The organism is Azospirillum oryzae (genome assembly GCF_900177515.1).
In the GTDB taxonomy this organism is placed as follows: domain Bacteria; phylum Pseudomonadota; class Alphaproteobacteria; order Azospirillales; family Azospirillaceae; genus Azospirillum; species Azospirillum oryzae_A.
The window spans coordinates 16,931-42,539 of sequence record NZ_FXAK01000007.1; the positions used below are offsets into that span (position 1 = coordinate 16,931).

Consider the following 25,609-nt stretch of genomic DNA (forward strand, 5'->3'; position numbering starts at 1 on the left):
GAATCTGGGACGGGTTTATCCCCTCTTCTTCACTATATTTTTTAAAGGGAGAAAGGAAGAGGATGAGGTGGATGCCTGTGGATAACGGTGATCCCCGACTCAAATGAATCTATCCACAGATCCGGGGGCTTGTGCGGTCATGTGCGCGGATCTGTGGACGATTCGGAGCACTACCGCCGGAAACGGCGGAAATGCTATAGCTGGACGAACGGGAGTCCCGTGGATAACAGGGCGGGCGGGGCCGGATCTTCCCAGCTTCCGAAGCGGTCGGCGGAGTTGTTCCGCGCTTGGCCGTATCGGGGAGGAGGAGTCCCCCGGTCGGGACGAAACGAAGGCGGATCCGGTTGTCCACAGATCTGGGCCGGGTTCTCCACAGAATGTTGGGGACGGATGAAAGAGTTCCACCTACATCTCGTGTCCGATGCGACGGGCGAGACCATCAACAGCGTGGCGCGCGCCTGCGTCATCCAGTTCGACGACGTGCGTCCCATCGAGCATTTCTGGAATCTGGTGCGCACCGACCGCCAGCTCGATCTCGTGCTGGAGGGGATCCGGGACAATCACGGGCTGGTGATGTTCACCTTGGTCGACGAGACGCTGCGCCGCCGCCTGCAGGATTTCTGCCGCGAGATGCAGGTGCCCTGCATCCCCGTGCTCGATCCGCTGATCAACGCGCTCGCCGCCTTCCTGGGCGTGGAATCGCAGCGCCAGCCCGGCCGCCAGCATGTGCTGGATGCCGAGTATTTCAGCCGCATCGACGCCGTCGATTTCGCCCTGTCCCATGACGACGGCCAGTCGAACTGGGACCTGCACGAGGCCGACGTGGTGCTGATCGGCGTGTCGCGCAGTTCCAAGACGCCGACCTGCATCTATCTGGCCAACCGCGGCATCAAGGCGGCCAACATCCCGCTGGTGCCCGGCAGCCCGTTGCCGGCGGAGTTGGATCTGCTGACCCGGCCGTTGATCGTCGGACTGACCAAGGACCCCGACCGTCTGGTGCAGATCCGCCGCAACCGGCTGAAGCTGCTGAACCAGGGCGAAGGCTCCAGCTACGCCGATCCGGAACTGGTCCGTGCCGAGGTCCAGGAGGCGCGCCGCCTGTTTAGCCGGCGCGGCTGGCCGGTGATCGACGTGTCCCGCCGTTCCATTGAAGAGACCGCGGCCGAGATCATGATGCTGCTCGCCCGCCGGCAGAGCGCCAACTTCAGTCCGGAAGGAAAGAAGACGTGAGCGCGCCGGTTCTGGTGCTGGCGTCGGGTTCGCGCACGCGGGCGGCGATGCTGGAGCGGGCGGGGTTCAGCCCTGTCCTCGACAAGCCGCTGGTCGACGAGGACGAGGTGAAGGCCGCCGGCCGCGCCGAGGGCGTTTCCGCCGACATCGTCGCCGAGGCCCTGGCCGAGTTGAAGGCCCAACGCATCACCCGCCGCCATCCCGGCGCGCTGGTGGTCGGTGCCGACCAGATGCTGGAATGCGAGGGACGTTGGTTTGACAAGCCAGCCGACCGCGCCGCGGCGCGCTCCCAGCTTCTCGACCTGCGCGGCAGGACCCACCGGCTGGTCAGCTGTGCCGTGGTGGTGCGCGACGGCGAGCGGATGTGGCACCAGATCGACAGCGCCCGCCTGACCATGCGCAACTTCAGCGAAGCCTTCCTCGACGAGTATCTCGATCGTGTCGGCGACGACGTGCTGCACTCGGTCGGCGCCTATCAGCTGGAAGGGCTGGGGGCGCAGCTGTTCCACCGTGTCGAGGGCGATTTCTTCACCATCCTCGGGCTGCCGCTTCTGCCGCTGCTCGGCTTTCTGCGCGTGCATGGAGTGGGCAGGGAATGACGGCGGGTCACTTCATCAGCGGCAAGGCCAGGATCGCCGGCGTAATGGGCTGGCCGATCGGCCATTCACGCTCTCCCCGGCTGCATGGGTTCTGGCTGCGCCAGTATGGGATCGATGGCGCCTATGTGCCGCTGGCGGTGGCGCCCGAGCGTGCCGAACAGGCGATCCGTGCCCTGCCCGCGCTCGGCTTTCGCGGCTGCAACGTCACCGTTCCGTTGAAGGAAATCGCTTTCCGTACCGTCGACCGGCTGGACGAGGTGGCAAAGCGCATGGGGGCGGTCAACACCATCGTGGTGGCCGAGGATGGCGCGCTGGAAGGCGGCAACACCGACGGTTTCGGCTTCATCGAGAACCTGCGCGCCGAACAGCCGGGCTGGACGGCGGAGCGTGGTCCGGCGGTGGTGATCGGCGCCGGCGGTGCCGCCCGTGCCGTGGTGGTCGCCCTGCTCGACGCCGGCGCGCCGGAGGTCCGTCTGGTCAACCGCACCCGCGCCCGTGCCGAGGAACTGGCGGCGGATCTGGCCGCGGTCGGCCTCAACGGCGGCGTGACGGTGGTCGATTGGGTTTCACGTGAAACCGCGCTCGACGGCGCCGCGCTGCTGGTCAACACCACCACCCAGGGAATGGCGGGTCAGCCGGCGCTGGACCTGTCCTTGCGCGCCCTGCCCGTCTCGGCCGTCGTCAACGACATCGTCTATGTGCCGCTGGAAACCCCGCTGCTGGCCGAGGCGAAGGTGCGCGGCAACCCGGTCGCCGGCGGCATCGGCATGCTGCTGCATCAGGCGCGTCCCGGCTTCAAGGCCTGGTTCGGCGTCGAACCGCAGGTGACGCCGGAGCTGACCCGCTTCGTCCTGGAAGGCTGAGGCTCAGGCCATGATCGTGCTGGGCCTGACCGGCTCCATCGGCATGGGCAAGAGCACCGCTGCCCGCATGCTGCAGGCAATGGGCGCCCCGGTCTGCGATTCCGACGCGGTGGTGCACGGGCTGCTCGGCCGTGGCGGGCGGGCGGTTCCGGTCATCGACGCCGCCTTCCCCGGCGTGGTGGTGGACGGCGCGGTCAGTCGGCCGGCGCTCGGCGCCGCGGTGTTCCGCGATACCGATGCGTTGAAGCGGCTGGAGGCGATCCTGCACCCGATGGTCCAGGCGGCGCAGCGCGAGTTCCTCGCCCGTGCCGCAAGACGGGGCGCCAAGATCGCCGTTCTCGACATCCCCTTGCTGTTCGAGACCCGGGGCGACCGGCGCGTTGACGCCACCATCGTCGTTTCCGCTCCCTTCGCCGTGCAGCGCGCCCGCGTGCTGGCCCGGCCGGGCATGACGGCGGAGAAGTTCGCCGGTATTCTTGCCCGCCAGATGCCGGATGCGGAGAAACGGCGCCGTGCCGACTATGTCGTGCCGACGGGGGCCGGTCGGCTGGTGACGCGGCGGGCGCTTCAGGGCATTGTGCGGGATGTGGTACGGCGGCCGGGCAGGCAGTGGCCGCCGCGCGGCTATCAACCAGGGCAGATCCATCATGCGTGAAATCGTTCTCGACACCGAAACCACGGGCTTCAAGCCGGAGGAGGGTCACCGGCTGGTCGAGATCGGCTGCATCGAGCTGGTCAACCACCTCGCCACCGGCGAACGCTTCCACGTCTACCTCAATCCCGAACGCGACATGCCGCCGGAGGCCTTCGCCGTCCATGGGCTGAGTGCGGAATTCCTGGCCGACAAGCCGCTGTTCAACGACGTCGCCGCGGATTTCGTCGCCTTCATCGGCGACTCCCCGCTGGTGATCCACAACGCCGCCTTCGACATGCACTTCCTGAACTGGGAGCTGAAGATCGCCGGCTATCCGGTGATGCCGAAGGACCGCGCCATCGACACGCTGCTGATGGCCCGGCAGAAGTTCCCCGGCTCGCCCGCCACCCTGGACGCGCTGTGCAAGCGCTTCGGCGTCGACAACTCCAACCGCACGCTTCACGGCGCGCTGCTCGACGCCCAGCTGCTGGCCGAGGTTTATCTGGAACTGCTGGGCGGCCGGCAGACCGGCCTGTCCTTCGCCGGCGGTCCGACGGCGAAGAGCGGAGCCACCGGCCCGGTCCGCATCGACCGCCCCTTCCGCGAAGCCCGCGTCTTCGCCGTCAGCGACGAAGAGGCCGCGGCGCATGCGGAGATGCTGAAGAAGATCAAGAACCCGCTCTGGGCGGTGGAGTGAGGGGGGCTGTTGCTTGCGGCGTTAGACCCCCACCTAGCCTCCCCCGCTGGGCGGGGGAGGGACTGCCGTTAAAACGGTAAAGAGATTGAACGCTGACAAAGCTCCTATCTCCTCCCCCGCCCAGCGGGGGAGGATCAAGGTGGGGGCATTCGTCAGCCGAAACCTTACGGCACCAGCACCGTCGACCCGGTCGTCGCCCGCGATTCCAAGGCCCGGTGCGCCTCCGCCGTGTCCTTCAACGCAAAGCGCTGGTTGACCGTGAAGGTCACCCCGCCATTCTTCACCGCGTCGAACAGATCGGCTGCCGAGGCCATCAGATCCTCCCGCTTGGCGGTGTAGGTCGCCAGCGTCGGCCGCGTCACATAGAGCGACCCTTTCGCCGCCAGCAGCCCCAGATCCAGCGGCGCCGGCGCCCCCGACGCAGCGCCGAACAGCACCATCAGTCCGCGCGGACGCAGGCAATCCAGCCCCTTGAGGAAGGTCGTCTTGCCGACGCCGTCATAGACCACCGGCACGCCCTGCCCGTCCGTCAGGTCCTTCACCCGCTGGACGAAGTCCTCGCGGGTGTAGTCGATGGTGTGGTGGCAGCCATGGGCCTTCGCCAGCTCGGCTTTTTCCTCCGATCCGACGGTGCCGATCACGGTGGCGCCGAGATGGCGCGCCCAGGAACAGAGCAGCAGCCCCACCCCGCCGGCGGCGGCCTGCACCAGGATGGTGTCGCCGGGCTGGACCACGTAGGTGCTGCGCAGCAGATACTGCGCGGTCAGCCCCTGCAGCAGCGTGGCCGCCGTTGCCTGCTCGTCGAGCCAGCTCGGCAGCGGCACCAGCCGGTCGGCGGCGATCAGGCGGCTCTCGGCATAGGCACCGATCGACATGGCGTAGCCGACGCGGTCGCCGACCTTCAGCGTGGTGACGTCCGGACCCAACGCCTCGACCACGCCGGCGCCCGCCATGCCGATCACCGCCGGCAGATCCGGCAGCTTGTAGGCGCCGGAGCGGTGATAGGTGTCGATGTAGTTCAGGCCGACGGCGGTCTGGCGGATGCACACCTGACCGGGCCCGGGCTCTCCCACCTCGACCTCGTCCCAGCGCAGAACCTCCGGCCCGCCGTGTTCGTGGATGCGGATCGCGTGAACCATGGTGGTTTGGTTTCCCTATTCGTTGACGTTTGTATCAGCCTCAAAGCAGGGCGAACTGCTCCGCCGCGGCGCCGTTGCCCCGCCCCACCCCGGCATGCCGGCGTTCCAGCGCCAGCAGCCACGCCTTGGTGTCCAGCCCGCCATGGCCGGAATAGCCGCCGGGCGCTCCGCCGCTGGCCAGCACCCGGTGACAGGGGATGACGATCGGGATCGGGTTGGCGCCGCAGGCCCCGCCGACCGCGCGCGGCGCACTTCCCAACATCTTCGCCATCCCGCCATAGGTCGCGGTGCCGCCATAGGGGATCGCCAGCATCGCATTCCAGACGCTTTGCCGGAAAGCGGTGCCCGCCGGCTTCAGCGGAAGGTCGAAACGCTGGAGCCGGCCGGCGAAATAGGCCTCCAGCTGGCGCGCCGCCTCGGCCAACACTGCGTCCGGCTCGTCATGGTCGAAGCGGCCCCAACTGACCGAGGTCAGGGCGGATCCGTCCCCGGTCAGCATCAGGGGGCCAAGCGGGCTGTCGATGGAAAGTCGCGCCATGGGTTCCTCCCGTGGAAGTCAGCTTTTCGCTGCCAGAAGCGCGGCCAGATCCGCCGGCGCCGTCACCGGGGCCGAACAGGTCATGCCGCGGCAGACATAGGCGGTGGCCGTCCCGTCGCGCATCCCCTTCCCCTGTGCCGGATGAGTGGCGGGCAGATCCGCCTCCGGTGGGAGCACGGTCAGGATGCGGTTGGGCAGCGAGCGGTCCAGCACGGTGCGGCGCAGCGCTTCCGTCTCCGCCGCCTTGGGCGGGCCGACGATGACGATCTGCAGCGGCGCCGTCATCAGTTCCACGGCGTTCAGGAAGGTCGGCAGCGGGAAGAAGTTGCGCGTCAGCTCACCGGAGAAGGCGGCGGCGAGCGCGTCCGCCCGCTCGCGATAGGCATCCTCGCCGGTGCGCTGGAACAGCGTGGTCAGCACCGCCAGCATGGTGCCGTTGCCACTGGGCGTGGCGTTGTCGTAGACGCTCTTGGTGCGGACGATCAGCCCTTCGGCATCGTCGGCGGTGAAGAAATAGCCGCCGTTGGCGCTATCCCAGAAATGGGCGTCGAGCGCCGCCACCCAGACCTTCGCCTGATCGAGCGCCGCCGGATCCCCGGTCGCCTCGTGCAGCGCCAGGGCCGCGCGTGCCATCTGGGCATAGTCGTCGAGCATGCCGGCGTGCTTGCCCTGCCCGTGCCGCCAGCTGTGGCAGAGCCGTCCTCCCGTATCCATCCGGTCGCGGACGAAGGCGAAGGCGCGGCCGGCGGCGTCCAGCCATTCCGGCTCGTCCAGGGCCAGGGCGGCGTGGGTCAGCGCCGCGATCATCAGGCCGTTCCAATCGGCCAACACCTTGTCGTCCCAGCCCGGCCGCACCCGCTTGGCCCGTGCCCGCAGCAGAATGTCCCGACCCTTGGCGAGCGTCGCCTCGGTGGCGTCGTCGGCCAGGGTCAGCCCGCCCAGCCGGTTCAGGATGGTGACGCCTTCCCAATTGCCCTGCGGCAGCACCTCGTAAACGCGCTTAAACGTCCCCAGCCCGTCGTCACCCAGCGCCGGGCCGAGCAGCCGGTCGACCTCGTGTTCCTGCCATATATAGAAGAGTCCCTCCTCGCCCTCGCTGTCGGCATCCAGCGTCGCGGCGAAGCCGCCGCCGTCGGCGATCATCTCGCGCAGCAGCCAGCCGACCGTCTCACGGATGCGGGTTTCCAGCAGCGGATCGCGCGTCTCCTGCCAGACCAGCGTCATCAGGTCGAGCAGCTCCGCGTTGTCGTAGAGCATCTTTTCGAAATGCGGCACCAGCCAGCGTTCATCGACCGAATAGCGGGCGAAGCCGCCGCCGAGATGGTCATAGATGCCGCCCTGTGCCATGTTGGCCAGCGTGTGGGTCACAGCCTCGCGGAACGGCTCGCGCCTGGTGCGCTGCCACGCCCGCCACAGCAGTTCGAACAGCGGCACCTGCGGGAACTTCGGTGCGCTGCCGATGCCGCCATGGATCGGATCGACCTCCCGCAGCAGCCGTTGCGCCACCTGGTCCAGCACACCGGCATCGACGGCGCCGGCCGACCGGTTCTCCCCTATTCCGGCGAGCGCCGATTTCAGCGCGTCGACATTCTTGCCGACCTTGTCCTGCTCATTGGCATAGGTGCCGGCGATGCCGCGCAGCACATCGGGGAATCCGGCGCGGCCATAGCGTGCTGCCGGCGGGAAATAGGTGCCGCCCCAGAAGGGCTCGGCATCCGGCGTCAGGAACATGGTCAGCGGCCAGCCACCCTGCTGCCCCAGCAGCGCGAGCGCCGACTGGTAGATGGTGTCGAGATCCGGCCGCTCCTCCCGGTCCACCTTGATGTTGATGAACAGCTCGTTCATCAGCCCGGCGATCTCCGGATTCTCGAAGCTCTCATGCGCCATCACGTGGCACCAGTGGCAGGCGGCATAGCCGACCGACAACAGCACCGGCTTGTTCTCCGCCTTGGCACGGGCGAAGGCCTCCGGGCCCCAGGGCATCCAATGCACCGGGTTGTCCTTGTGCTGCAGCAGATAGGGGCTCGTCTCCCGGCCTAGCAGGTTCGCGCCCAACGGAGTGGCGGGCATGGCGGTGTCCGATCTGTTGGTGTGTCGTTAGACAATAGGTGGCGCCGGGGTGGCGTTGCGCCAGTGCATCCTATCTGTATAGTGGGGCATGAGCCGCCGCGGCGCTCAACCCCAAAATCAACACGGCCAATGCCTGGACCGGTGCCGGATCCGGTGCTTGGTCCCGGTCTGGAGGGGGTCCCATGAAAATCACCGTCGACATCGACTGCACCCCGGACGAGGCCCGGCACTTCCTGGGCCTGCCCGACGTGAAGCCGATGCAGGATGCCATGATGCAGGAGATCCAGGAACGCATGCGTGCGAACCTGCAGGCCATGGACCCGGAGACCATGCTGAAGACCTGGCTTCCCGCCGGCATCCAGGGCATGGAGCAGATGCAGAAGATGTTTTGGTCCCAGATGGCCTCGGCCCTGGGCCAGGAAGGAAGAAAGTGACCGAACAGAAGCCCTACTTCGAAGCCCATGTCTTCTGCTGCACCAACCGCCGTCCCGACGGGCACAAGCGCGGGTCCTGCGCCGCCCACGGGTCGGAGAAGCTGCGCGACTATATGAAAGCCCGCGCCCGTGAACTCGGCTTCGACGGCAAGGTGCGGATCAATTCCGCCGGCTGTCTCGACCGCTGCGAGCTGGGTCCGACGCTGGTGATCTATCCGGAAGGCGTCTGGTACACCTATCACAGCACCGGCGACGTCGATGAAATCCTGCAGACCCATCTGGTCGAAGGCCGCCGCGTCGAGCGGCTGATGCTGACGCCGGAGCAGCGGGAGCTGCGGCCCGAGCAGCGCGGCTGATCCATACCCGATGTTCACCACCATCTACGCTCTCGCCACCGCCCCCGGCCGATCCGGTGTGGCGGTGGTTCGCATTTCGGGACCCGAGGCCGGATCCGCCCTCACGGCGCTGACCGGCCGTCCCCTGCCCGCGCCGCGTCGTGCCGTGCTGACCAAGCTGCGCGATCCCGGGAGCGGCGATGCCCTCGACGATGCGCTGGTCCTGCGCTTCACCGGCCCCGCCAGCTTCACCGGCGAGGACGTGGTGGAGTTGCACCTGCATGGCGGTCGCGCCGTCGTCACCGGCGTGATCGAGGCGCTCGCCACCCTGCCCGGTTTGCGGCTGGCCGAACCCGGCGAGTTCACCCGCCGCGCTTTCGAGAACGGCAAGCTCGACCTGACGGAGGCCGAAGCGGTCGCCGACCTGATCGACGCCGAGACCACGGCCCAGCGCCGGCAGGCGTTGCGGCAGATGGAGGGTGCGCTCGGCAAGCTCTATGACGGCTGGCGGGAGCGGTTGACCCGCGCGCTCGCCCACATCGAGGCCGACATCGATTTCGCCGAGGACGATCTGCCCGGCGGTGTCGCCGACGCTGTCCGTCCGGTGATCACCGGGCTGGCCGACGAGATCGCGACGCACCTGAATGACGGCGGCCGTGGCGAGCGTCTGCGCGAAGGGCTGCACATCGCCATCGTCGGCGCGCCGAATGCCGGCAAGTCGAGCCTGCTGAACGCGCTTGCCCGCCGGGATGCCGCCATCGTCTCCGCCCGCGCCGGAACCACCCGCGACATCATCGAGGTGCATCTCGACCTCGGCGGCTATCCCGTCGTGCTGGCCGACACCGCCGGCCTGCGCGAGGCTGCGGCCGACGAGGTGGAGGAGGAAGGCATCCGCCGGGCCCGCGACCGGGCTGCGCGCGCCGACGTGAAGGTTGCGGTGTTCGATGCCACCACCCTGCCCGATCTCGACCCGGCGACGCTGGGCCTGATCGATACCGACACAGTGGTGGTGTTCAACAAGACCGACCTCGCGACGGCCGGCGATCTGCGCCCGGATCTGTCGCCGATCCTGGTCTCCGCCCACACCGGCGCCGGGCTGAAGGCGTTGGAGGAGGCGCTGACCGCCTTCAGCGCCGACCGGCTTGCCATCGGCAGCGCTCCATCCCTGACCCGTGCCCGGCACCGTGCCGCGCTGACCGAGTGCCGGGGGTCGTTGCTGCGGGCACTGGACGCGCCGCTCCCCGAACTGGCGGCGGAGGATGTACGCCTCGCCAGCCGGGCGTTGGGGCGCATCACCGGACGGGTGGATGTGGAGGATCTGCTGGACGTGATCTTCCGCGACTTCTGCATTGGCAAGTGAGAGCGGGAAGTGAGGGCGTGTTTCACGTGAAACAGCGCTGATGCGCCCCACTTGTCCCTGCCCCGCCGCCCTGCCTCCCTCTTGGATCCCCGGCGCCATTCGGCTATGGTCCCGCGCATGCGGAACTTTGATGTCATCGTTGTCGGCGGCGGTCACGCCGGCTGTGAGGCGGCTGCGGCGGCAGCGCGCATGGGTGCGCGCACGCTCCTGCTGACCCACAAGATCGAAACCATTGGCGAGATGTCCTGCAACCCCGCCATCGGCGGCTTGGCCAAGGGCCATCTGGTGCGCGAGATCGATGCGCTGGACGGGGTGATGGCGAAGGCCATCGACCGCGGCGGCATCCAGTTCCGCATCCTGAACCGCAGCAAAGGTCCGGCCGTCCGTGGCCCGCGCGCCCAGGCCGACCGCAAGCTCTATCGTCAGGCGATGCAGTCGCTGCTGGCCGAGCAGGAGAACCTGTTCATCGAGGCCGGCGGTGCCGAGGACCTGATCGTCGATGCGGACCAGCGTATTACGGGCGTCATCACCGGGGCCGGCGAGTCCATCCGCGCCGGCGCGGTGGTGCTGACCACCGGCACCTTCCTGCGCGGCCTGATCCACATCGGCGAGGAGCGCACCCCCGCCGGCCGCGTTGGCGAGGCGCCGTCCATTGGCCTGTCCGACACGCTGGCCCGTCTCGGCTTTCCGCTCGGCCGGCTGAAGACCGGTACGCCGCCGCGCCTCGACGGCCGCACCATCGATTGGGACGCGCTGGAGAAGCAGCCTGGCGACACCCCACCTCCGCCCTTCTCCTATATGACGGAGCGGATCGACACGCCGCAGATCGATTGCGCGATCACCTGGACCACGCCGGAAGCGCATGCGCTGATCCGCGCCAACCTGCATCGCGCGCCGATGTATTCCGGCCAGATCACCGGCACCGGCCCACGCTATTGCCCGTCGATCGAGGACAAGGTCGTCCGCTTCGCCGAGAAGGAGAAGCACCAGATCTTCCTCGAACCGGAGGGGCTGGACGATCCGACCGTCTATCCGAACGGCATCTCGACCTCCCTGCCCCGCGACGTGCAGCTCGGCATCCTCGCCAGCATGCCGGGGCTTGAGAAGGTGGTGATGATCCGTCCGGGCTACGCCATCGAATACGACTATGTCGATCCGCGGGAACTGAAGCCGACGCTGGAGACCCGCCGCGCACCGCGCCTGTTCCTGGCCGGCCAAATCAACGGCACCACCGGCTATGAAGAGGCGGCGGCCCAGGGCCTGATGGCCGGCATCAACGCCGCGCTGGCGGCGAGCGGTAATCGCGAGGGTTTCGTGCTCGACCGCGCCGACGCCTATATCGGCGTGCTGATCGACGACCTGATCGGCCGGGGCACCAACGAGCCCTACCGCATGTTCACCTCGCGCGCCGAATACCGGCTGCTGCTGCGCGCCGACAATGCCGACCAGCGGCTGACCGACAAGGGCGTTGCCATCGGCTGCGTCGGCTCGGAGCGCCGCGATGTCTTTGCCGCCAAGAGCGCCGCATTGTCGGCTGGTCGCGCCCTGGTCGCCTCGCTGCAGGCGACGCCGGCAGAGTTGGCCCGCCAGGGGGTCGCGGTGAACCAGGATGGCGTGCGCCGCAGTGCCGCCGACCTGCTGCGTTACCCCGACATCGACCTCGCCGCCCTTGCCCGGCTGTGGCCGGAACTGGGCGAGATCGCACCGGAGATCGCCGAGCAGTTGGAGATCGACGGCAAGTATGCCGGCTATCTCGGCCGGCAGGAGGCCGACATCCGCGCCTTCCGCAAGGACGAGTCCCTCGCCCTGCCCGACGATCTCAATGTCGACGGCATCGGCAGCCTGTCCGCCGAGATCCGGCAGAAGCTGCGCCAGTCGCGCCCGGCCACTCTGGGTGCGGCGGCCCGCATTCCCGGCATGACTCCGGCGGCGCTGGTTGCCCTGCTGCGCCATGTGAAGCGTCGTGACGTGGTCTCATCCGGGGTGGCGGCCGAATGAGCGGGTTCGACGCGGTTGCATTTCAGGAGGCCACCGGTGTTTCACGTGAAACGCTCGACCGACTGATCGCCTATGACGGGTTGCTGCGCAAGTGGCAGCCGAAGATCAATCTGGTCGGCCCCTCCACTTTGCCCGACGCCTGGAAGCGCCACTTCCTCGATTCCGCCCAGCTCTACCCGCTGCTGCCGGAGGGCACGCGGGTACTGGTCGACCTCGGCAGCGGTGCCGGTTTTCCCGGTCTGGTGCTCGCCATCCTCGGTGTGCCGCAGGTGCATCTGATCGAAAGCGACGTGCGCAAATGCGCTTTCCTGCGCGAGGTCGCCCGCGTCTGCGAAGCACCGGTCACCGTCCACACCAAGCGGATCGAGACCGTCACCGGCATCGAGGCCGACGTGGTCACCGCCCGTGCATTGGCGCCGCTGGCAGACCTCTTCGCCTGGGCCCATCCTTTCATCGGATCGCGCGGCAAGTGCCTGTTCCTGAAGGGCGCCGCGCTGGACGACGAATTGACCGCCACCACGCAATATTGGACAATGGAACCCGAGCGATTTGACAGCCGCACAGATCCGAGCGGAGCCATCCTGCGTGTGAGTGACTTAAAGCGTGCGTGAAAACGGTGCCTGACACTCTCCCTCCGCCTTCTTCCCGCCAACCGGACTCCCGAGAGGCTGCCATGTCTGCCGTCACCCGTCCCCTTGCCCGTGTGGTTGCGATTGCCAACCAGAAGGGCGGCGTGGGCAAGACCACGACGACGATCAACCTCGCCACCGCGCTCGCCGTCATCGGCAAGCGGGTACTGGTGATCGACCTTGACCCGCAGGGCAATGCGTCCACCGGTCTCGGCATCCCCCGCTCGGACCGCCGCGTCGGCATCTATGACGTGTTGTTCGACGATGTGTCGCTGGAAGAGGCGGCCACCCCCTCCTCCGTGCCGAACCTGTCGATAATCACCTCGTCGGTCGATCTGTCGGGCGCGGAGATCGAGCTGGTCGGCGCCGAGCGCCGCGAGTTCCGCCTGCGCGAAGCGGTCGCCAACAGCGCGCTCGAATACGACTATGTCCTGATCGACTGCCCGCCGGCGCTGGGCCTGCTGACGCTGAACGCGCTGGTCGCGTCGCATGCGGTGATGGTTCCCCTGCAGTGCGAGTTCTACGCGCTGGAGGGTCTCAGCCATCTGGTCCGCACCATCGAGCGGGTGAAGCGCGCCTTCAACCCGAACCTGGACATCCACGGTGTCGTGCTGACCATGTTCGACAAGCGCAACAATCTGTCCGACATGGTGGCGGCGGACGTCCGCGGCTTCTTCGGGGAGAAGGTGTACGACACCGTGATCCCGCGCAACGTCAAGGTGTCGGAGGCGCCGTCCCACGGCAAGCCGGTGCTGATCTACGACATGCGCTGCCCCGGATCCCAGGCCTACATCCATCTGGCGGGCGAGGTGCTGCGCCGTGAGAAGAGACTGACCGCATGATCGACGACACCAAGCAAGGGGGCGCCCGCCGCGCCAGCCTGGGCCGCGGCCTTTCCGCCCTGTTCGGCGAGGCGACCGAGGATTATTCGGCGCTCGACAAGGTGCGGCAGTCCAAGCAGGTGCCGATCGAGTTCGTGCACCCCGGCAAGTACCAGCCGCGGCGGAAGTTTGACGAGGAGGCCATCCAGGGCCTCGTCGACTCCATCCGCGACAAGGGCATCCTGCAGCCCCTGCTCGTCCGCCGCGATGGCGAGGATGCCAACTCCTACGAGCTGATCGCCGGCGAGCGCCGCTGGCGCGCCGCGCAGATCGCCGGCCTGCACGAGGTTCCGGTCGTCATCCGCGATCTCAGCGACCGCGAGGCGCTGGAAATCGCGCTGATCGAGAACATCCAGCGCCAGGATCTGACCCCCCTGGAAGAGGCGGAGGGCTATCGCCGCCTGATGGAGGAGTTCGAGCACACGCAGGAGGATCTGGCCCGCGCCGTCGGCAAGAGCCGCAGCCATGTCGCCAACATGATGCGCCTGCTGGCTCTGCCGGAACCGGTCAAGTCGATGGTTCAGGATGGCGCGCTGACCGCCGGCCACGCCCGCGCCCTGCTGACCGCCCCGGATCCGGCCGCGGTTGCCCGCGAAGTGGTGACGCGCGGCCTGAACGTCCGCCAGACCGAAGACCTGATGCGCGGCGACCAGCCGAAGGCGAAGAAGGGCAAGGCCGCGAGCGGTGGAGCCGGATCCGCCCCGGCGATGAAGGACGTCGACCTGATCAATCTGGAGGAGGAGATCTCCGCCCGCATCGGGCTGAAGGTCGCGATCAACCCGCAGGGGCAGCGCGGGACGATCACCATCCATTACCAGACGCTCGACCAGCTGGACGACGTTCTGCACCGGCTGGGCGGCGAGGAGTAACGGGTTTCGGGGGCGCTTGCCCCCTACCCGCGCACCTTCTCGAAATCGATGTAGCGATAGAACAGCCCGTTCTCTTCCATGGGTGCGCTCGACCACACCTCCGCCCATTCCGCACTGATGGGCGGCATCAGCGTGTCGCCTTCCACCACGCTTTCGATGCGGGTCAGGTGAAGGCGATCGGCGATCGGCAGTGTCTCGCGGAACAGGGCGGCGCCGCCGATGACGCACAGTTCGGCCGCACCGGAGCCTTGTGCCCACGACACCGCCGCCCCAAGACCGGTGAACCAGCGTGCGCCGTCCTGCTCGCCGACCGTGCCTTGATGGCTGAGCACCAGATTGTCGCGGCCGGGGAGCGGCCGTCGGGGCAGCGACTCCCAGGTCTTCCGACCCATCAGGATCGGCTTGCCCATCGTCAGTTCCCTGAACCGGCGCAGATCGCTGGGAAGGTGCCAGGGAAGCCGGCCGTCACGGCCGATCACATCGTTCGTAGCCGCGGCGACGATCAGACTGATGAGCATCCCCTGCCCTTTCCCCATTGAAGACCAGGGATCTTACGCCAGAATTGCGCCGAGCACCGCGTTCAGACGCTGTAGTCCCTCCGATGTCGCGAACAGGCGTTCGGCATCGCGGGTGAGAAAGCCGCCGTCGATCAGCCGCGACAGCGCCACCGGATCGACGAAATCGTCGAGCGACCGGCCGGTCTCCTCCACCAGACGGGCAAGCCGCACCCCTTCGCTCAGGCGCAGTCCCATCATCAGCAGCTCGGTGCCGCGGGCATCGCGGTCGATCGGATCGGGGGCGGCGGCACCATGGCCGTCGCGCTCCACCCGCTCCAGCCAGATTTCAGGCGCACGATGCGCACGGGTGGCGAACTTCTCGCCATGCATGGTCAGCCGGCCATGGGCGCCGGGACCGATGCCGACATAGTCGCCATAGCGCCAGTAGGTCAGGTTGTGGCGGCTTTCCTCGCCGGGCCGGGCATGGTTGGAAATCTCGTAGGCCGGCAGCCCCGCCGCGGTCAGCTGACTCTGCGTCGCCTCGTAGAGATCGCCGGCCAAATCCTCGTCGGGCAGCACCAGCTCACCGCGGGCATGCAGCGGATAGAAGGCGGTGCCCTCCTCGATCGTCAGTTGGTAGACCGACAGGTGGCCGACGGCGTAATCCAGCGCCCGCGCCAGTTCCGCCTGCCACGTCGCCACCGTCTGGCCGGGACGGGCATAGATCAGGTCGAAGGAAAAGCGGTCGAAGGTCCTTGCCGCCAGTTCGATGGCGCCGGTCGCCTCCGCCGCGTTGTGCTGGCGGCCGAGGAACTTCAGGCTGGCGTCGTCCAGTGCCTGGATGCCCAGCGAGACGCGGTTGATCCCGGCGCTGCGGAAGGCACGGAACTTGTCGGCCTCGACGGAGGTCGGATTGGCCTCCAGCGTCACCTCCAGCCCGTCGGCAACCTGCCACCGTTGGGTGACGCGGTCGATGACGGCGCCGACCGTGGCCGGTTCCATCAGCGACGGGGTGCCGCCGCCGAAGAAGATCGAGGTGACGGTGCGGCCGGCGGTCAGGTCGGCGTAATGGTCCAGCTCGCGCAGCAGCCCGGCCCGCCAACGGTCATGGTCGACCCGCTCGCGGACATGGCTGTTGAAATCGCAATAGGGGCACTTCGACTTGCAGAAGGGCCAATGGACGTAAACGGCAAAACCAGGATCGGACACGCTCACCGGAAACACCGCTCCACCAGCTGGCGGAAGGCGTCGGCACGGTGGCTCATCTCGTGCTTCTTGGCCGGGTCCATCTCTCCGAAGGTCAGTTCGTGGCCGTCCGGCAGGAACATCGGGTCATAGCCGAAGCCGTGGGGACCGCGCGGCGGCCACACCAGAGTGCCGTAGCAGCGGCCCTCCACCGTCTCGACATGGCCGTCCGGCCAGGCGAGCGACAGGGCGCAGACGAAATAGGCGCTGCGGTCGGTCTTGCCGGCCATAGATTGCTGGGCCAGCCCGTCCTCTACCTTCCGCATCGCCATGGCGAAGTCCTTGGTCGGGCCGGCCCAGCGGGCGGAATAGATGCCGGGATCGCCGTTCAGCGCCGGCACCACCAGCCCGCTGTCGTCGGCGAGCGCGACATGCCCTGCGGCCGCCGCGGCCTTCGCCTTCAGCTCCGCATTGGCGATGAAGCTGGTCCCGGTCTCTTCCGGTTCGGGCAGGCCCAGCTCCCCGGCCGAGGTGAAGGTGGCGACATAGGGGCCGAGCAGATCGGCGATCTCGCGCACCTTGCCCTTGTTGTGGCTGGCGATGACGAGCGTGTCGCCGGTGAAGCGGCGGGGAGCGGACATGATGATGAACCTCTGGCTGAATCGGCCTTACTTGATGCCGAGGACCTGCTTCTGCAACGCCACCAGCTCGTTCACGCCCTTGCGGGCGAGCGCCAGCAGTTCCATGAACTGCGGCTCGGAGAAGGGGGTTTCCTCGGCGGTGCCCTGGATTTCGACGATGCCGGCCTTGCCGGTCAGGACGAAGTTGGCGTCGGCCTGCGCCTTGGAATCCTCGTCATAGTCCAGGTCCAGAACGGCGTTGCCCTGGAACAGGCCGCAGGACACGGCGGCGACCTGGTCGGTCAGCGGCATGGTCTTCAGCGCGCCGATCTGCATCAGGTGCTGGAAGGCCAGATGCAGGGCGACATAGCTGCCGGTGATGGCGGCGGTGCGGGTGCCGCCGTCGGCCTGGATGACGTCGCAGTCGATCTTGATCTGCTTCTCGCCCATCGCCGAGCGGTCGGTGACGGCGCGCAGCGCGCGGCCGATCAGACGCTGGATCTCCTGGGTGCGGCCGGACTGCTTGCCCTTCGCCGCCTCGCGGTCGGTGCGGCTGTGGGTGGAGCGCGGCAGCATGCCGTATTCGGCGGTGACCCAGCCGAGCCCGGTGTTCTTCAGGAAACGCGGCACCGTCTCGTCGACGCTGGCGGTGCACAGCACATGCGTGTTGCCGAAGCGCACCATGCAGGAGCCCTCGGCATAGCGGCTGAAGCCGGGCTCGAGGGAGACGGTGCGCAGTTGGTCGAAGGCGCGGCCGGAGGGGCGCATGGGTATCATTCCGAAGGTCGTTTGCGGTTCGGCGGCAAGCTAACGGCTCTGCCCGCCCCCGTCCAGCACGGCGTCGGCGACCACCGGTACAGGTGCCGGCATGACGGCGGGCATTTGCGCGGGCTGCGTCGCCCGCTCCAGCCACAGCGTCAGCAGCGGCACGGCAAGTCCGATGGTGATGGAGATGGTCGCCATGGTGGTCACATGCTCCAGCCGGCCGTCGGCGGCGTTGGTCAGGATCTCGGCAGACAGGAAGGCGCCGAAGGCGGAGCTGAGATGCTGGACCGCCGACACCAGCGCCATGAAGCCGGCGCGCTCCTGCGGGTCCGGCACGCGGGAGAAGGCGGCGCCGTTGGCGACCATGCGGATGCCGACGAAGGTCATGAAGAAGGGGAACAGCCCCAGCACCGGCATCCAGGGCCGGTAGCCGATGAAGGCGAAGAAGATCACCAGGCTCAGCCCCACCGTCGCCGCGAAGGTAACGGCGCTTGAGCCATGGCGGTCGACCAGCCGACCGGCCCAGCGCGCGGCGAAGAAGCTCAGCGTGCCGCCGGTCATATAGACCAGGCTCAGATGGTCGCGCGGGAAGCCCAGATTGCCCTGCACATAGGCGGCGATGTTGGGGACGATCATGAATTGCTGGATTTGCACCAGCGCCACGGTGGCATAGGCCAGCCAGACCTTGCGGCGCGACAGCAGCGCCGCCATCCGCACCCAGGCTCCGGTCTTCACCCCTGCTCCGGTGAGATGGCCGCGCTGCGGCGGCAGGATGGCGATGGCGGCCACGGCGACGATCAGGCCGGCGAAGGCCACCGCGAAGAAGGGCAGCCGCCAGCCGCCATAGAGCGCCAGCTCCAGCCCCACCGGCACCCCGGCGATGGCCGACAGCGAGAAGGCCGACATGACGGCCCCCATCGCCTGCCCACGCCGCTGCGGCGCCACCTGATCGGTCACCGTGGCGATGGCGACCGCGACCGCCGGGCCGCCGAACAGTCCGGCCAGCACACGCGCCGCCAGCAAGGAGTGGAAGTCCCAGGCCAGCCCGCCCAGCGCGGTCGAGACGATCAGCCCGGCCATGGCGACGGCGAGCGCGCGGCGTCGGTCGAACCGGTCGAGCAGCATCGACCCGATCAGTCCGGCCAGGGCCGCGGCGGCGGTGTAGCTGCCGCCGATATAGCCGATGTGCGCCGCCGGGATGTCCAGGGCGCGGGCAAAATCGGGGCCGAGCGGCATCACCATCATGAAGTCGAGGATGTTGATGAACTGCACCGCCGCGATGACCAGCGTGATTCGGCGTTCGTTCGGCGTCAGCGCGCCTGCGGATTTGGGGGCCAGGGACAAGACGGCGGCTCCGGCGGGCGGAATAGCGGGAGTTGTGTTTCGCACCGCATGATACCAGCCGCCTCCCGGCATTCCCAACCTGCATGGTCATGCATGGCAAGCGGATCAGATAGGACGTGAAGCAAACTGGATGTGTCGTCAATCGTCAAAAAAATGCATGATTCGTACAAAATGCGGGCGATGGAGGCTTGGCGAGTTGCGCATGCGGCGTATACCATCGCGGCCCCACCGTCGGCAGCGCACCGCACAAAAGGCACCAACGAAGACCGACGGGCATCAGCACTCCGTTGAGGAACACGACATCCATGTCCGACACCAAGCGCGTCACCGACGAAGAGGCCCTGCTGCTGCATTCCAGCGGCCGGCCCGGCAAGCTGGAAATCACCCCGACCAAGCCGCTGACCACCCAGCGCGATCTGGCGCTGGCCTATTCCCCGGGCGTCGCCGCGCCCTGCCTGCGCATCGCCGAGGATCCGTCGCTCGCCTATGACTACACGGCGAAGGGCAACATCGTCGCCATCATCTCCAACGGCACGGCGGTGCTGGGCCTGGGCGACCTGGGCGCGCTCGCCGGCAAGCCGGTGATGGAGGGCAAGGCGGTGCTGTTCAAGCGCTTCGCCGATGTCGACGGCATCGACCTGGAGGTCGACACCCGCGACGTCGACGAGTTCGTCAACTGCGTGCGCTTCCTCGGCCCCAGCTTCGGCGGCATCAACCTGGAAGACATCAAGGCGCCCGACTGCTTCATCATCGAGGAGCGGCTGCGCGAGCTGCTGGACATCCCGGTCTTCCATGACGACCAGCATGGCACCGCGATCATCGCCGCCGCCGGCCTGATCAACGCCTGCGACATCACCGGCCGCCGGATCGAAGACGTGAAGATGGTGGTGAACGGCGCCGGCGCGGCGGGCATCGCCTGCGCCGAGCTGTTCTGCACGATGGGTGTTTCACGTGAAAACATCATCCTGTGCGACACCAAGGGCGTGGTCTACCGCGGTCGCACCAACGGCATGAACCAGTGGAAGTCGTCCTTCGCCGTCGACACCGACAAGCGCACGCTGGAGGAGGCGGTCGCCGGCTCCGACGTGTTCGTCGGCCTGTCGGCCAAGGGGGCGATGACGCAGGAGATGGTGAAGTCGATGGCGGCCAAGCCGATCATCTTCGCGCTCGCCAACCCCGATCCGGAGATCACGCCGGAAGATGTGAAGGCGGTGCGCGCCGATGCCATCGTGGCGACCGGCCGCTCCGACTATCCGAACCAGGTCAACAACGTCCTGGGCTTCCCCTACCTGTTCCGCGGCGCGCTGGACGTCCGCGCCACCACCATCAACGAGGCAATGAAGGTGGCTGCCGCCAAGGCGCTGGCGGCGCTGGCGCGCGAGGATGTGCCGGACGAGGTCGACGCCGCCTATTCGGGGCGCCGGCTGCGCTATGGCCCGGACTACATCATCCCGGTGCCCTTCGACCCGCGCCTGATCGTCACCGTCCCGGCCGCCGTCGCCCAGGCGGCGATGGAAAGCGGCGTGGCGCGCAAACCGATCCTCGACCTGACCAGCTACAAGCATTCCTTGCGCACCCGCCTGGACCCGACCGCCGACAGCCTGGAACTGATCCTGGAGAAGGTGCGGACCAACCCGCGCCGCGTCGTCTTCGCCGAGGGCGAGGAGGAGCGGACCATCCGCGCCGCCATGGCCTTCCGCGCCCACGGCTATGGCATCCCGGTCCTGATCGGCCGCGAGGAGGTCATCAAGGAACAGCTGGCGGCGATGGGCCAGCCGCACATCCAGTTCGAGATCCACAACGCCCGCCTGTCGGACGCCAACCGGCGCTACGCCGATCACCTCTACCGCCGCCTGCAGCGCAAGGGCGCCCTGCTGCGCGACTGCCAGCGGATGGTCAACCAGGACCGCAACGTCTTCGCCGCCTGCATGGTGGCGCAGGGCGATGCCCACGCCATGGTAACCGGCCTGACCCGCAGCTTCGGCGTCGCCTATGAGGAAATCCGCCGCGTCGTCGACCCGAAGGCGAGCGAGCCGGTGTTCGGCCTGCACCTGTTCATCACCCGCAGCCGCACCGTCTTCATCGCCGACACCACCGTCCATGTCCGTCCCGACGGCAAGACGCTGGCCGACATCGCGGTCGGCGCCGCGGCCAAGGCCCGGCAGATGGGGCACGAGCCGCGGATCGCGATGCTGTCCTTCTCCAACTTCGGCCAGACGCCGCACCCGAACACCGATCCGTTGCGGGAAGCCCTGTCGATCCTCGACAGCCGCCGGGTCGATTTCGAGTATGACGGCGAAATGTCGGCCGACGTGGCGCTGGACTATCAGCTGATGAAGCGGGTCTATCCGTTCTCGCGGCTGTCCGGTCCGGCGAATGTGCTGATCATGCCCGGCCTGCATTCCGCCAACATTTCGGCCAAGCTGCTGAACAAGATGGCCGGCGGCCAGATGATCGGCCCGCTGCTGATCGGCCTGGACAAGCCGGCGCAGATCGTCAGCATGGGCGCCTCGGTCAACGACATCGTCACCGCCGCAGCGCTGGCGGCGCATGACTCGCTGCCGTGGTGAGGCGCCGCCTTCTCCACCTTCCAACAGTCCCCTCTCCCCCCTGGGGAGAGGGTTAGGGTGAGGGGAACGCACATGCCGAACTGTCTTCGGCTGCGCCGAACCCCCTCATCCCGACCTTCTCCCCAGGGGGGAGAAGGAGATCGCAGCCCCTTACCCCAGCGCCTTGTAAAAATACGTCGTGTCGCAGAGCCCACCCTGCGGCCACAGGGCGTAGTTCGGGATGACGCCGACCTTCACCCAGCCGGCGCGCTCATACAGGCGTTCGGCCTCGGGCGAAGCGGTGTCCAGCACCAGCAGGGTCTTGCCGGCGGCACGGCCGGCTTCCTCGGCCGCCAGCATCAGGGCGGCACCGACGCCGCGGCGGCGGGCGCGGCGGTGGACCAGCATCTTCGACAGGTCGGCGCGGTGCGGCTGGTTCGGCGGCTGGCCGACCACGAGCTGGACGGTGCCCAGCACGCCCTTCCCGTCCTCCGCCACCAGCAGGATGCGCTCTCCCCGCTCCACCCCGGCCGCCACCTGGCCCCAGAAGGCCTCGGCGGTGGCGCGGTCGAGCGGCGCCATGAAGCTGACCGACGCACCGCCGTCCACGCAATCCAGCAGCACGTCGGTCAACCCTGGCAGGGCGGCGTGAGCCTCCGCGGAAGACAGCACGCGCACCGTCACCGCGGCGGCGCCGCTCTTCCCATCCCGCTGGCGGGCGTCCAGGCAGGCACTGTCCATCGCATGCTCCTTCAGCGTTTAACGGCGTTTAAAGCAGGGCGCCCGTCGGTCGTCAGCGCCACGATGTAGCGGGCGGTGCGCTCGGTCGGGTTGTGGAAGCCGGTCGGCCGGTCGAGCCGCATGGCGAGGCAGTCGCCGGTGGACAGGCGGTGCGTCACCTCCCCCACCGTCAGTTCGATGGCGCCGTCCAGCAGATAGACTTGCTGTTCGACCATGGCGGCGCGGTTGCCGCTGTCATAGGTGACGCGGGCGCCCGGTGGCAGCTCCACCTCCACCAGTTCGATCGGCGACGGATAGCCCGGTGGCGACAGGTTGCGGCGGCGATAGCCGGAGGCAGGGTCGGCCCAGGCGATCTGGTCGGCCCGGCGGGCAACCGGACTGGCGTCCTCGCGCTCGGCCTCCGCGAACAATGCCGCCAGCGTCACCCCCAGCCCGGCGGCGAGCCGATCGAGCACGGAGGCGGTCGGGCTGCTTTCTCCCCGCTCGACCAGCGAGATCATCGAGCGGCTGACGCCCGACCGTTCCGCCAGACCGTCCAGCGTCAGGCCGCGGTCCGCCCGCAGGGCGCGCAGCCGGGTGGCGAGCCGACTGTCAATGTTGTTTTCGGCATTTTCCATGAAGGTAGAATTTCGATCCAGGATAGTGGAGTCAACGATCCACCGCTTTGTCATAGCCATGAATCTTTTATGACCGTCGCGCGGTGTACGCGACGATGGTGTAGAAGGGCCATGTAACAGGGCTGAAGGTCACGTTGCCCGCCCAAATCCACACCCGAACCCGGTGCCGACCCCATGCGCCCGAAGGCGTTGCCGCCCGTCCCGCTGCTGACCGCGATCCTGCTGATGCTGGTGCCGATGGCCGGCGTGCTGGCCTGGGCGGTCCATGCCGGCGCGCTGCACGGCGGGTTGGCGCTGGTGGCGGGCGCCGCGGCACTGGCGGGCGCGGTCCTGGTCCTGCGCACCTATCGCGGCAATGCCGACGCGATGACCGACTACGCCGCGCGGCTGGCCGAGACCGACGAGCCGCTGCCCCCTGCCGGAACGCCGCCCGCCCTGCAGGCGCTGGCCGCCACCATCGGCCGTCTGCACCGGGTCGGCCTGCGCCGGGCCGAGAGCGTGCGGATGCAGCTCGACGCCGACGAGGCGGTGATCGACGCCCTGCCCGCCCCGCTGCTGCTGATGGATGCCGAACGGCAGGTGGTGCGCGCCAACCGGACCGCGCGGGAGCTGTTCGGCGACAAGGTCGTCGACCGCGACCTCGCTTCGTGCCTGCGCACGCCGGCGGTGCTGGAAGCGGTGGATTCGGTTCTGCGCGGCGGTGCGTCGCGCATCATCGAGTTCACGCTGCCGGTCCCGGTGGAGCGCAGCTTCGAGGCGCAGGTGAAGCCCTTCCAGCAACTGGTGCCCGAACCCGACCCGTCGCTGCTGGATGGCGACATCGAGGAGGAGCCGGCGCCGCGCCCGCCCACCGTCGCCCGCATGGCGATCCTCACCCTGCACGACGTCACCGCCGCCCGCCGGTCGGAGCAGATGCGCGCCGACTTCATCGCCAACGCCAGCCACGAGCTGCGCACGCCGCTGTCCTCGCTGCTGGGCTTCATCGAGACACTGCGCGGCCCCGCCCGCGACGATCCGGAGGCGCAGGACCGTTTCCTGGCGATCATGCACGATCAGGCCAGCCGTATGACCCGGCTGGTCAACGACCTGCTGTCGCTGTCCCGCATCGAACTGGACGAGCACATGCCGCCCAACGGCCGGGTCGACGTTGTGGAGGAGCTGGAGAACGTCATCGCCGCGCTGCAGCTGAAAGCGGCGGAGCGCCGCATCCGCCTGCGTCTGGAAGCGCCGGAGGAGCTGCCGCCCGTCGTCGGCGACGAGGACCAGCTGACCCAGGTCTTCCAGAACCTCGTCAGCAACGCGATCAAATACACGCGCGAGGACACCGACGTGACCGTTACCGTCGCGCTGGTCGACGGTGCGGCGGTGGGCTTCACCGGCCTGCCCGCTTCCGGCGGTGCGGCGAAGGACAAGCGCGCGCTGCGCAGCGGCACCGCGATGGTGTCGGTGTCGGTGCGCGACCATGGCGACGGCATCGCCCGCACCCACCTGCCCCGCCTGACCGAACGCTTCTACCGCGTCGATGCCGCGCGATCCCGTGCCATGGGCGGCACCGGGCTGGGGCTCGCCATCGTCAAGCACATCCTGAACCGCCACCGTGGCCGCCTGACCATCGAAAGCGAGGTCGGGGTAGGCAGCGCCTTCACCGTCTATTTGCCGGCGGTGGGGGAAGCCGCATCTTCCTCCTTGCTTTCTCCCTCTCCCCCCCGGGGAGAGGGCCGGGGTGAGGGGGAGGCGCGTCAGGATTTTCGCGGAAGGGCCGCCGCGCTTCCCCCTCACCCTAACCCTCTCCCCGGGGGGGAGAGGGGACTTGGCGGGGTGTGAGAGCGGTGGGTGGTCTGTGACGCTGTCATGAAAGTGTCATAAAAACGCAATCATTCGGTCGCCCTCCCGGTCTATGGTCCGCGCCATTCCGATGGACCAGTCTCCGTTTCCCGAAGGAGGGGCACCCGTGACCACCCGGACGCATGTCTTCGCCGCGACCGCCCTGACGCTGGCCCTGGCGCCCGGCCTCGCCGCCGCCCCTGCATCGGCGCAGTCGCGCGACCAGATCCGCGCGGTCGGCTCCTCCACCGTCTTCCCCTTCACCACGGCGGTGGCGGAGGCCTTCGGCAAGACCGGCAAGTTCAAGACGCCGGTGGTCGAATCGACCGGCACCGGCGGCGGGCTGAAGCTGTTCTGCGCCGGCGTCGGCCCGGCCCATCCCGACATCGCCAACGCCTCGCGCCGGATCAAGAAGTCGGAAATCGACCAGTGCGCCGCCAACGGCGTCACCACGATGACCGAGCTGAAGATCGGCTATGACGGCATCGCGCTGGCCTCGTCCAAGAAGGCCGCCCCGGTGTCGCTGTCCACCGTCGTGCTGTGGAAGGCGCTGGCGAAGGAGGTGCCGGTGAACGGCGCGCTGGTCGCCAATCCTTACCGGCTGTGGTCCGACATCGACCCCTCGTTGCCCAAGACGGCGATCGAGGTGCTGGGGCCGCCGCCCACCTCCGGAACGCGCGACACCTTCAACGAGCTGGCGATGCTGGAAGGGTGCAGGAAGGTGGCCGAGGTGGCCAAGGCGGTTCCCGACGAGAAGGCGCACGAACGCGCCTGCATGACCATCCGCGAGGACGGCGCCTATGTCGAGGCCGGCGAGAACGACAACCTGATCGTCCAGAAGCTGACCGCCAACCCCAACGCCTTCGGCGTCTTCGGCTACAGCTATCTCGACCAGAACCGCGACACGCTGCAGGCGGCGAGGATGGACGGGGTCGAGCTGACGGCGGAGACGGTGGCCGCCGGCAAGTACGAGCTGGCGCGTCCGCTCTACATCTATGTCAAGAACGCCCATGCCGGCGTCATCCCGGGCATCCGCGAGTTCGTCGGCGAATACACCTCCGAACGCGCGCTGGGCGACGACGGCTATCTGGTCGACAAGGGCCTGATCCCGGAGCCGAAGGCGCTGCGCGAGGCCGCCCGCGTCGAGGCGGTGAACCTGACCCCACTGCAGTTCTGATCCCTTTTCCGCCT

At 68.2% G+C, this 25,609-nt stretch carries 25 protein-coding genes; 15 read left to right on the top strand and 10 right to left on the bottom strand.

The annotated features are described in order from the left end of the window. The first annotated feature begins 390 nt into the window (after positions 1-390). The 5 genes from B9N97_RS12610 to dnaQ are packed head-to-tail and all read left to right on the top strand — an operon-like array spanning position 391 to position 4,023. Positions 391-1,230: a pyruvate, water dikinase regulatory protein gene (locus tag B9N97_RS12610; RefSeq protein WP_085086922.1), complete on the top strand. Its 840-nt coding sequence runs from the start codon at positions 391-393 to the stop codon at positions 1,228-1,230. Then, complete coding sequence (locus B9N97_RS12615) at positions 1,227-1,829, top strand: Maf family protein (RefSeq protein WP_085086924.1); 603 nt, start codon at positions 1,227-1,229, stop codon at positions 1,827-1,829. The genes B9N97_RS12610 and B9N97_RS12615 overlap by 4 nt, the downstream gene beginning before the upstream one ends. After that, on the top strand, positions 1,826-2,692 hold the full coding sequence (locus tag B9N97_RS12620; RefSeq protein WP_085086926.1) for a shikimate dehydrogenase: 867 nt from the start codon (positions 1,826-1,828) through the stop codon (positions 2,690-2,692). The genes B9N97_RS12615 and B9N97_RS12620 overlap by 4 nt, the downstream gene beginning before the upstream one ends. 10 nt (positions 2,693-2,702) lie before the next feature. Continuing rightward, positions 2,703-3,347, top strand: a complete 645-nt coding sequence (gene coaE / locus B9N97_RS12625) for a dephospho-CoA kinase (protein WP_085086927.1) — start codon at positions 2,703-2,705, stop codon at positions 3,345-3,347. Continuing rightward, on the top strand, positions 3,340-4,023 hold the full coding sequence (dnaQ, locus tag B9N97_RS12630; RefSeq protein WP_085086929.1) for a DNA polymerase III subunit epsilon: 684 nt from the start codon (positions 3,340-3,342) through the stop codon (positions 4,021-4,023). Before coaE ends, dnaQ begins: the two co-directional genes overlap by 8 nt. A 164-nt stretch (positions 4,024-4,187) precedes the next feature. On the opposite strand, the gene B9N97_RS12635 is transcribed toward dnaQ, so the two are convergent. The 3 genes from B9N97_RS12635 to B9N97_RS12645 are packed head-to-tail and all read right to left on the bottom strand — an operon-like array spanning position 4,188 to position 7,770. Beyond that, a complete protein-coding gene (locus B9N97_RS12635; RefSeq protein ID WP_085086931.1) occupies positions 4,188-5,162 on the bottom strand; it encodes a quinone oxidoreductase family protein in 975 nt (324 codons plus the stop codon). 40 nt (positions 5,163-5,202) lie between these two features. Further along, complete coding sequence (locus tag B9N97_RS12640) at positions 5,203-5,700, bottom strand: methylated-DNA--[protein]-cysteine S-methyltransferase (RefSeq protein ID WP_085086933.1); 498 nt, start codon at positions 5,698-5,700, stop codon at positions 5,203-5,205. Positions 5,701-5,718: 18 nt separating this feature from the next. Then, positions 5,719-7,770 carry a thioredoxin domain-containing protein gene (locus B9N97_RS12645; RefSeq protein ID WP_085086935.1) on the bottom strand — a complete coding sequence of 684 codons (2,052 nt, stop codon included), beginning with the start codon at positions 7,768-7,770 and terminating at the stop codon, positions 5,719-5,721. Between the two features lie 182 nt (positions 7,771-7,952). Between B9N97_RS12645 and B9N97_RS12650 the strand changes: the two genes are divergently transcribed. The 7 genes from B9N97_RS12650 (at position 7,953) to B9N97_RS12680 (ending at position 14,276) form a co-directional block, all read left to right on the top strand. Beyond that, complete coding sequence (locus B9N97_RS12650; protein WP_063635627.1) at positions 7,953-8,204, top strand: DUF6489 family protein; 252 nt, start codon at positions 7,953-7,955, stop codon at positions 8,202-8,204. Beyond that, positions 8,201-8,560, top strand: coding sequence for a (2Fe-2S) ferredoxin domain-containing protein (locus B9N97_RS12655; RefSeq protein ID WP_085086937.1), 360 nt, complete (start codon positions 8,201-8,203; stop codon positions 8,558-8,560). The genes B9N97_RS12650 and B9N97_RS12655 overlap by 4 nt, the downstream gene beginning before the upstream one ends. A gap of 10 nt (positions 8,561-8,570) precedes the next feature. Next, complete coding sequence (gene mnmE, locus B9N97_RS12660; protein ID WP_085086939.1) at positions 8,571-9,899, top strand: tRNA uridine-5-carboxymethylaminomethyl(34) synthesis GTPase MnmE; 1,329 nt, start codon at positions 8,571-8,573, stop codon at positions 9,897-9,899. A gap of 117 nt (positions 9,900-10,016) precedes the next feature. After that, positions 10,017-11,897, top strand: coding sequence for a tRNA uridine-5-carboxymethylaminomethyl(34) synthesis enzyme MnmG (gene mnmG / locus B9N97_RS12665; RefSeq protein WP_085090550.1), 1,881 nt, complete (start codon positions 10,017-10,019; stop codon positions 11,895-11,897). Next, a complete protein-coding gene (gene rsmG, locus B9N97_RS12670) occupies positions 11,894-12,508 on the top strand; it encodes a 16S rRNA (guanine(527)-N(7))-methyltransferase RsmG (RefSeq protein ID WP_085086941.1) in 615 nt (204 codons plus the stop codon). The genes mnmG and rsmG overlap by 4 nt, the downstream gene beginning before the upstream one ends. 62 nt (positions 12,509-12,570) lie before the next feature. Beyond that, positions 12,571-13,368, top strand: a complete 798-nt coding sequence (locus B9N97_RS12675) for a ParA family protein (RefSeq protein ID WP_063635622.1) — start codon at positions 12,571-12,573, stop codon at positions 13,366-13,368. After that, entirely contained in the window at positions 13,365-14,276 is a 912-nt protein-coding gene (locus B9N97_RS12680) for a ParB/RepB/Spo0J family partition protein (RefSeq protein WP_085086943.1), read from the top strand. The genes B9N97_RS12675 and B9N97_RS12680 overlap by 4 nt, the downstream gene beginning before the upstream one ends. A 23-nt stretch (positions 14,277-14,299) precedes the next feature. Here B9N97_RS12680 and B9N97_RS12685 read toward each other — a convergent pair whose 3' ends face one another. From B9N97_RS12685 to B9N97_RS12705, 5 genes are read right to left on the bottom strand one after another with little or no spacing between them, the layout of a single operon-like run. Next, positions 14,300-14,794, bottom strand: a complete 495-nt coding sequence (locus B9N97_RS12685; protein ID WP_085086945.1) for a dihydrofolate reductase — start codon at positions 14,792-14,794, stop codon at positions 14,300-14,302. Positions 14,795-14,827: 33 nt separating this feature from the next. Next, complete coding sequence (hemW, locus tag B9N97_RS12690; protein WP_085086947.1) at positions 14,828-15,997, bottom strand: radical SAM family heme chaperone HemW; 1,170 nt, start codon at positions 15,995-15,997, stop codon at positions 14,828-14,830. Continuing rightward, a complete protein-coding gene (gene rdgB, locus B9N97_RS12695) occupies positions 15,985-16,599 on the bottom strand; it encodes an RdgB/HAM1 family non-canonical purine NTP pyrophosphatase (RefSeq protein WP_085086949.1) in 615 nt (204 codons plus the stop codon). The genes hemW and rdgB overlap by 13 nt, the downstream gene beginning before the upstream one ends. Positions 16,600-16,626: 27 nt before the next feature. Further along, positions 16,627-17,346, bottom strand: a complete 720-nt coding sequence (gene rph, locus B9N97_RS12700) for a ribonuclease PH (RefSeq protein ID WP_085086951.1) — start codon at positions 17,344-17,346, stop codon at positions 16,627-16,629. Between the two features lie 39 nt (positions 17,347-17,385). Then, complete coding sequence (locus tag B9N97_RS12705; protein ID WP_208621215.1) at positions 17,386-18,687, bottom strand: MFS transporter; 1,302 nt, start codon at positions 18,685-18,687, stop codon at positions 17,386-17,388. Positions 18,688-18,992: 305 nt separating this feature from the next. On the opposite strand from B9N97_RS12705, the gene B9N97_RS12710 reads away from it, so the two are divergent. Then, positions 18,993-21,257: an NADP-dependent malic enzyme gene (locus B9N97_RS12710; protein ID WP_085086955.1), complete on the top strand. Its 2,265-nt coding sequence runs from the start codon at positions 18,993-18,995 to the stop codon at positions 21,255-21,257. 150 nt (positions 21,258-21,407) lie between these two features. Here the strand turns inward: B9N97_RS12710 and B9N97_RS12715 are convergent, their stop codons facing one another. Both B9N97_RS12715 and B9N97_RS12720 read right to left on the bottom strand, forming a co-directional pair. Continuing rightward, positions 21,408-21,977, bottom strand: coding sequence for a GNAT family N-acetyltransferase (locus tag B9N97_RS12715; RefSeq protein ID WP_085086957.1), 570 nt, complete (start codon positions 21,975-21,977; stop codon positions 21,408-21,410). Between the two features lie 11 nt (positions 21,978-21,988). Then, positions 21,989-22,594 (bottom strand): helix-turn-helix domain-containing protein, encoded by a 606-nt coding sequence (locus B9N97_RS12720; protein ID WP_085086959.1) that lies wholly within the window; start codon positions 22,592-22,594, stop codon positions 21,989-21,991. A gap of 174 nt (positions 22,595-22,768) precedes the next feature. Here B9N97_RS12720 and B9N97_RS12725 point away from each other — a divergent pair, with 174 nt between their 5' ends. Together B9N97_RS12725 and B9N97_RS12730 are read left to right on the top strand one after the other, a co-directional pair. Beyond that, the gene (locus B9N97_RS12725; RefSeq protein ID WP_085086961.1) at positions 22,769-24,418 is read left to right on the top strand and encodes an ATP-binding protein; all 1,650 of its coding nucleotides are present in this window, start codon (positions 22,769-22,771) and stop codon (positions 24,416-24,418) included. A 127-nt stretch (positions 24,419-24,545) separates the two neighbouring features. After that, the gene (locus B9N97_RS12730) at positions 24,546-25,595 is read left to right on the top strand and encodes a PstS family phosphate ABC transporter substrate-binding protein (protein WP_085086963.1); all 1,050 of its coding nucleotides are present in this window, start codon (positions 24,546-24,548) and stop codon (positions 25,593-25,595) included. Positions 25,596-25,609 lie beyond the last annotated feature (14 nt).

Excerpts from the sequence above, each read along its gene's own strand:
- B9N97_RS12610 (WP_085086922.1), top strand. The coding sequence starts at position 391 with ATGAAAGAGTTCCACCTACATCTCGTGTCCGATGCGACGGGCGAGACC.
- B9N97_RS12620 (WP_085086926.1), top strand. The coding sequence starts at position 1,826 with ATGACGGCGGGTCACTTCATCAGCGGCAAGGCCAGGATCGCCGGCGTA.
- coaE (WP_085086927.1), top strand. The coding sequence starts at position 2,703 with ATGATCGTGCTGGGCCTGACCGGCTCCATCGGCATGGGCAAGAGCACC.
- dnaQ (WP_085086929.1), top strand. The coding sequence starts at position 3,340 with ATGCGTGAAATCGTTCTCGACACCGAAACCACGGGCTTCAAGCCGGAG.
- B9N97_RS12635 (WP_085086931.1), bottom strand. The coding sequence starts at position 5,162 with ATGGTTCACGCGATCCGCATCCACGAACACGGCGGGCCGGAGGTTCTG.
- B9N97_RS12640 (WP_085086933.1), bottom strand. The coding sequence starts at position 5,700 with ATGGCGCGACTTTCCATCGACAGCCCGCTTGGCCCCCTGATGCTGACC.
- B9N97_RS12645 (WP_085086935.1), bottom strand. The coding sequence starts at position 7,770 with ATGCCCGCCACTCCGTTGGGCGCGAACCTGCTAGGCCGGGAGACGAGC.
- B9N97_RS12650 (WP_063635627.1), top strand. The coding sequence starts at position 7,953 with ATGAAAATCACCGTCGACATCGACTGCACCCCGGACGAGGCCCGGCAC.
- mnmE (WP_085086939.1), top strand. The coding sequence starts at position 8,571 with ATGTTCACCACCATCTACGCTCTCGCCACCGCCCCCGGCCGATCCGGT.
- mnmG (WP_085090550.1), top strand. The coding sequence starts at position 10,017 with ATGCGGAACTTTGATGTCATCGTTGTCGGCGGCGGTCACGCCGGCTGT.
- rsmG (WP_085086941.1), top strand. The coding sequence starts at position 11,894 with ATGAGCGGGTTCGACGCGGTTGCATTTCAGGAGGCCACCGGTGTTTCA.
- B9N97_RS12675 (WP_063635622.1), top strand. The coding sequence starts at position 12,571 with ATGTCTGCCGTCACCCGTCCCCTTGCCCGTGTGGTTGCGATTGCCAAC.
- B9N97_RS12680 (WP_085086943.1), top strand. The coding sequence starts at position 13,365 with ATGATCGACGACACCAAGCAAGGGGGCGCCCGCCGCGCCAGCCTGGGC.
- B9N97_RS12685 (WP_085086945.1), bottom strand. The coding sequence starts at position 14,794 with ATGCTCATCAGTCTGATCGTCGCCGCGGCTACGAACGATGTGATCGGC.
- rdgB (WP_085086949.1), bottom strand. The coding sequence starts at position 16,599 with ATGTCCGCTCCCCGCCGCTTCACCGGCGACACGCTCGTCATCGCCAGC.
- rph (WP_085086951.1), bottom strand. The coding sequence starts at position 17,346 with ATGCGCCCCTCCGGCCGCGCCTTCGACCAACTGCGCACCGTCTCCCTC.
- B9N97_RS12710 (WP_085086955.1), top strand. The coding sequence starts at position 18,993 with ATGTCCGACACCAAGCGCGTCACCGACGAAGAGGCCCTGCTGCTGCAT.
- B9N97_RS12715 (WP_085086957.1), bottom strand. The coding sequence starts at position 21,977 with ATGGACAGTGCCTGCCTGGACGCCCGCCAGCGGGATGGGAAGAGCGGC.
- B9N97_RS12720 (WP_085086959.1), bottom strand. The coding sequence starts at position 22,594 with ATGGAAAATGCCGAAAACAACATTGACAGTCGGCTCGCCACCCGGCTG.
- B9N97_RS12725 (WP_085086961.1), top strand. The coding sequence starts at position 22,769 with ATGCGCCCGAAGGCGTTGCCGCCCGTCCCGCTGCTGACCGCGATCCTG.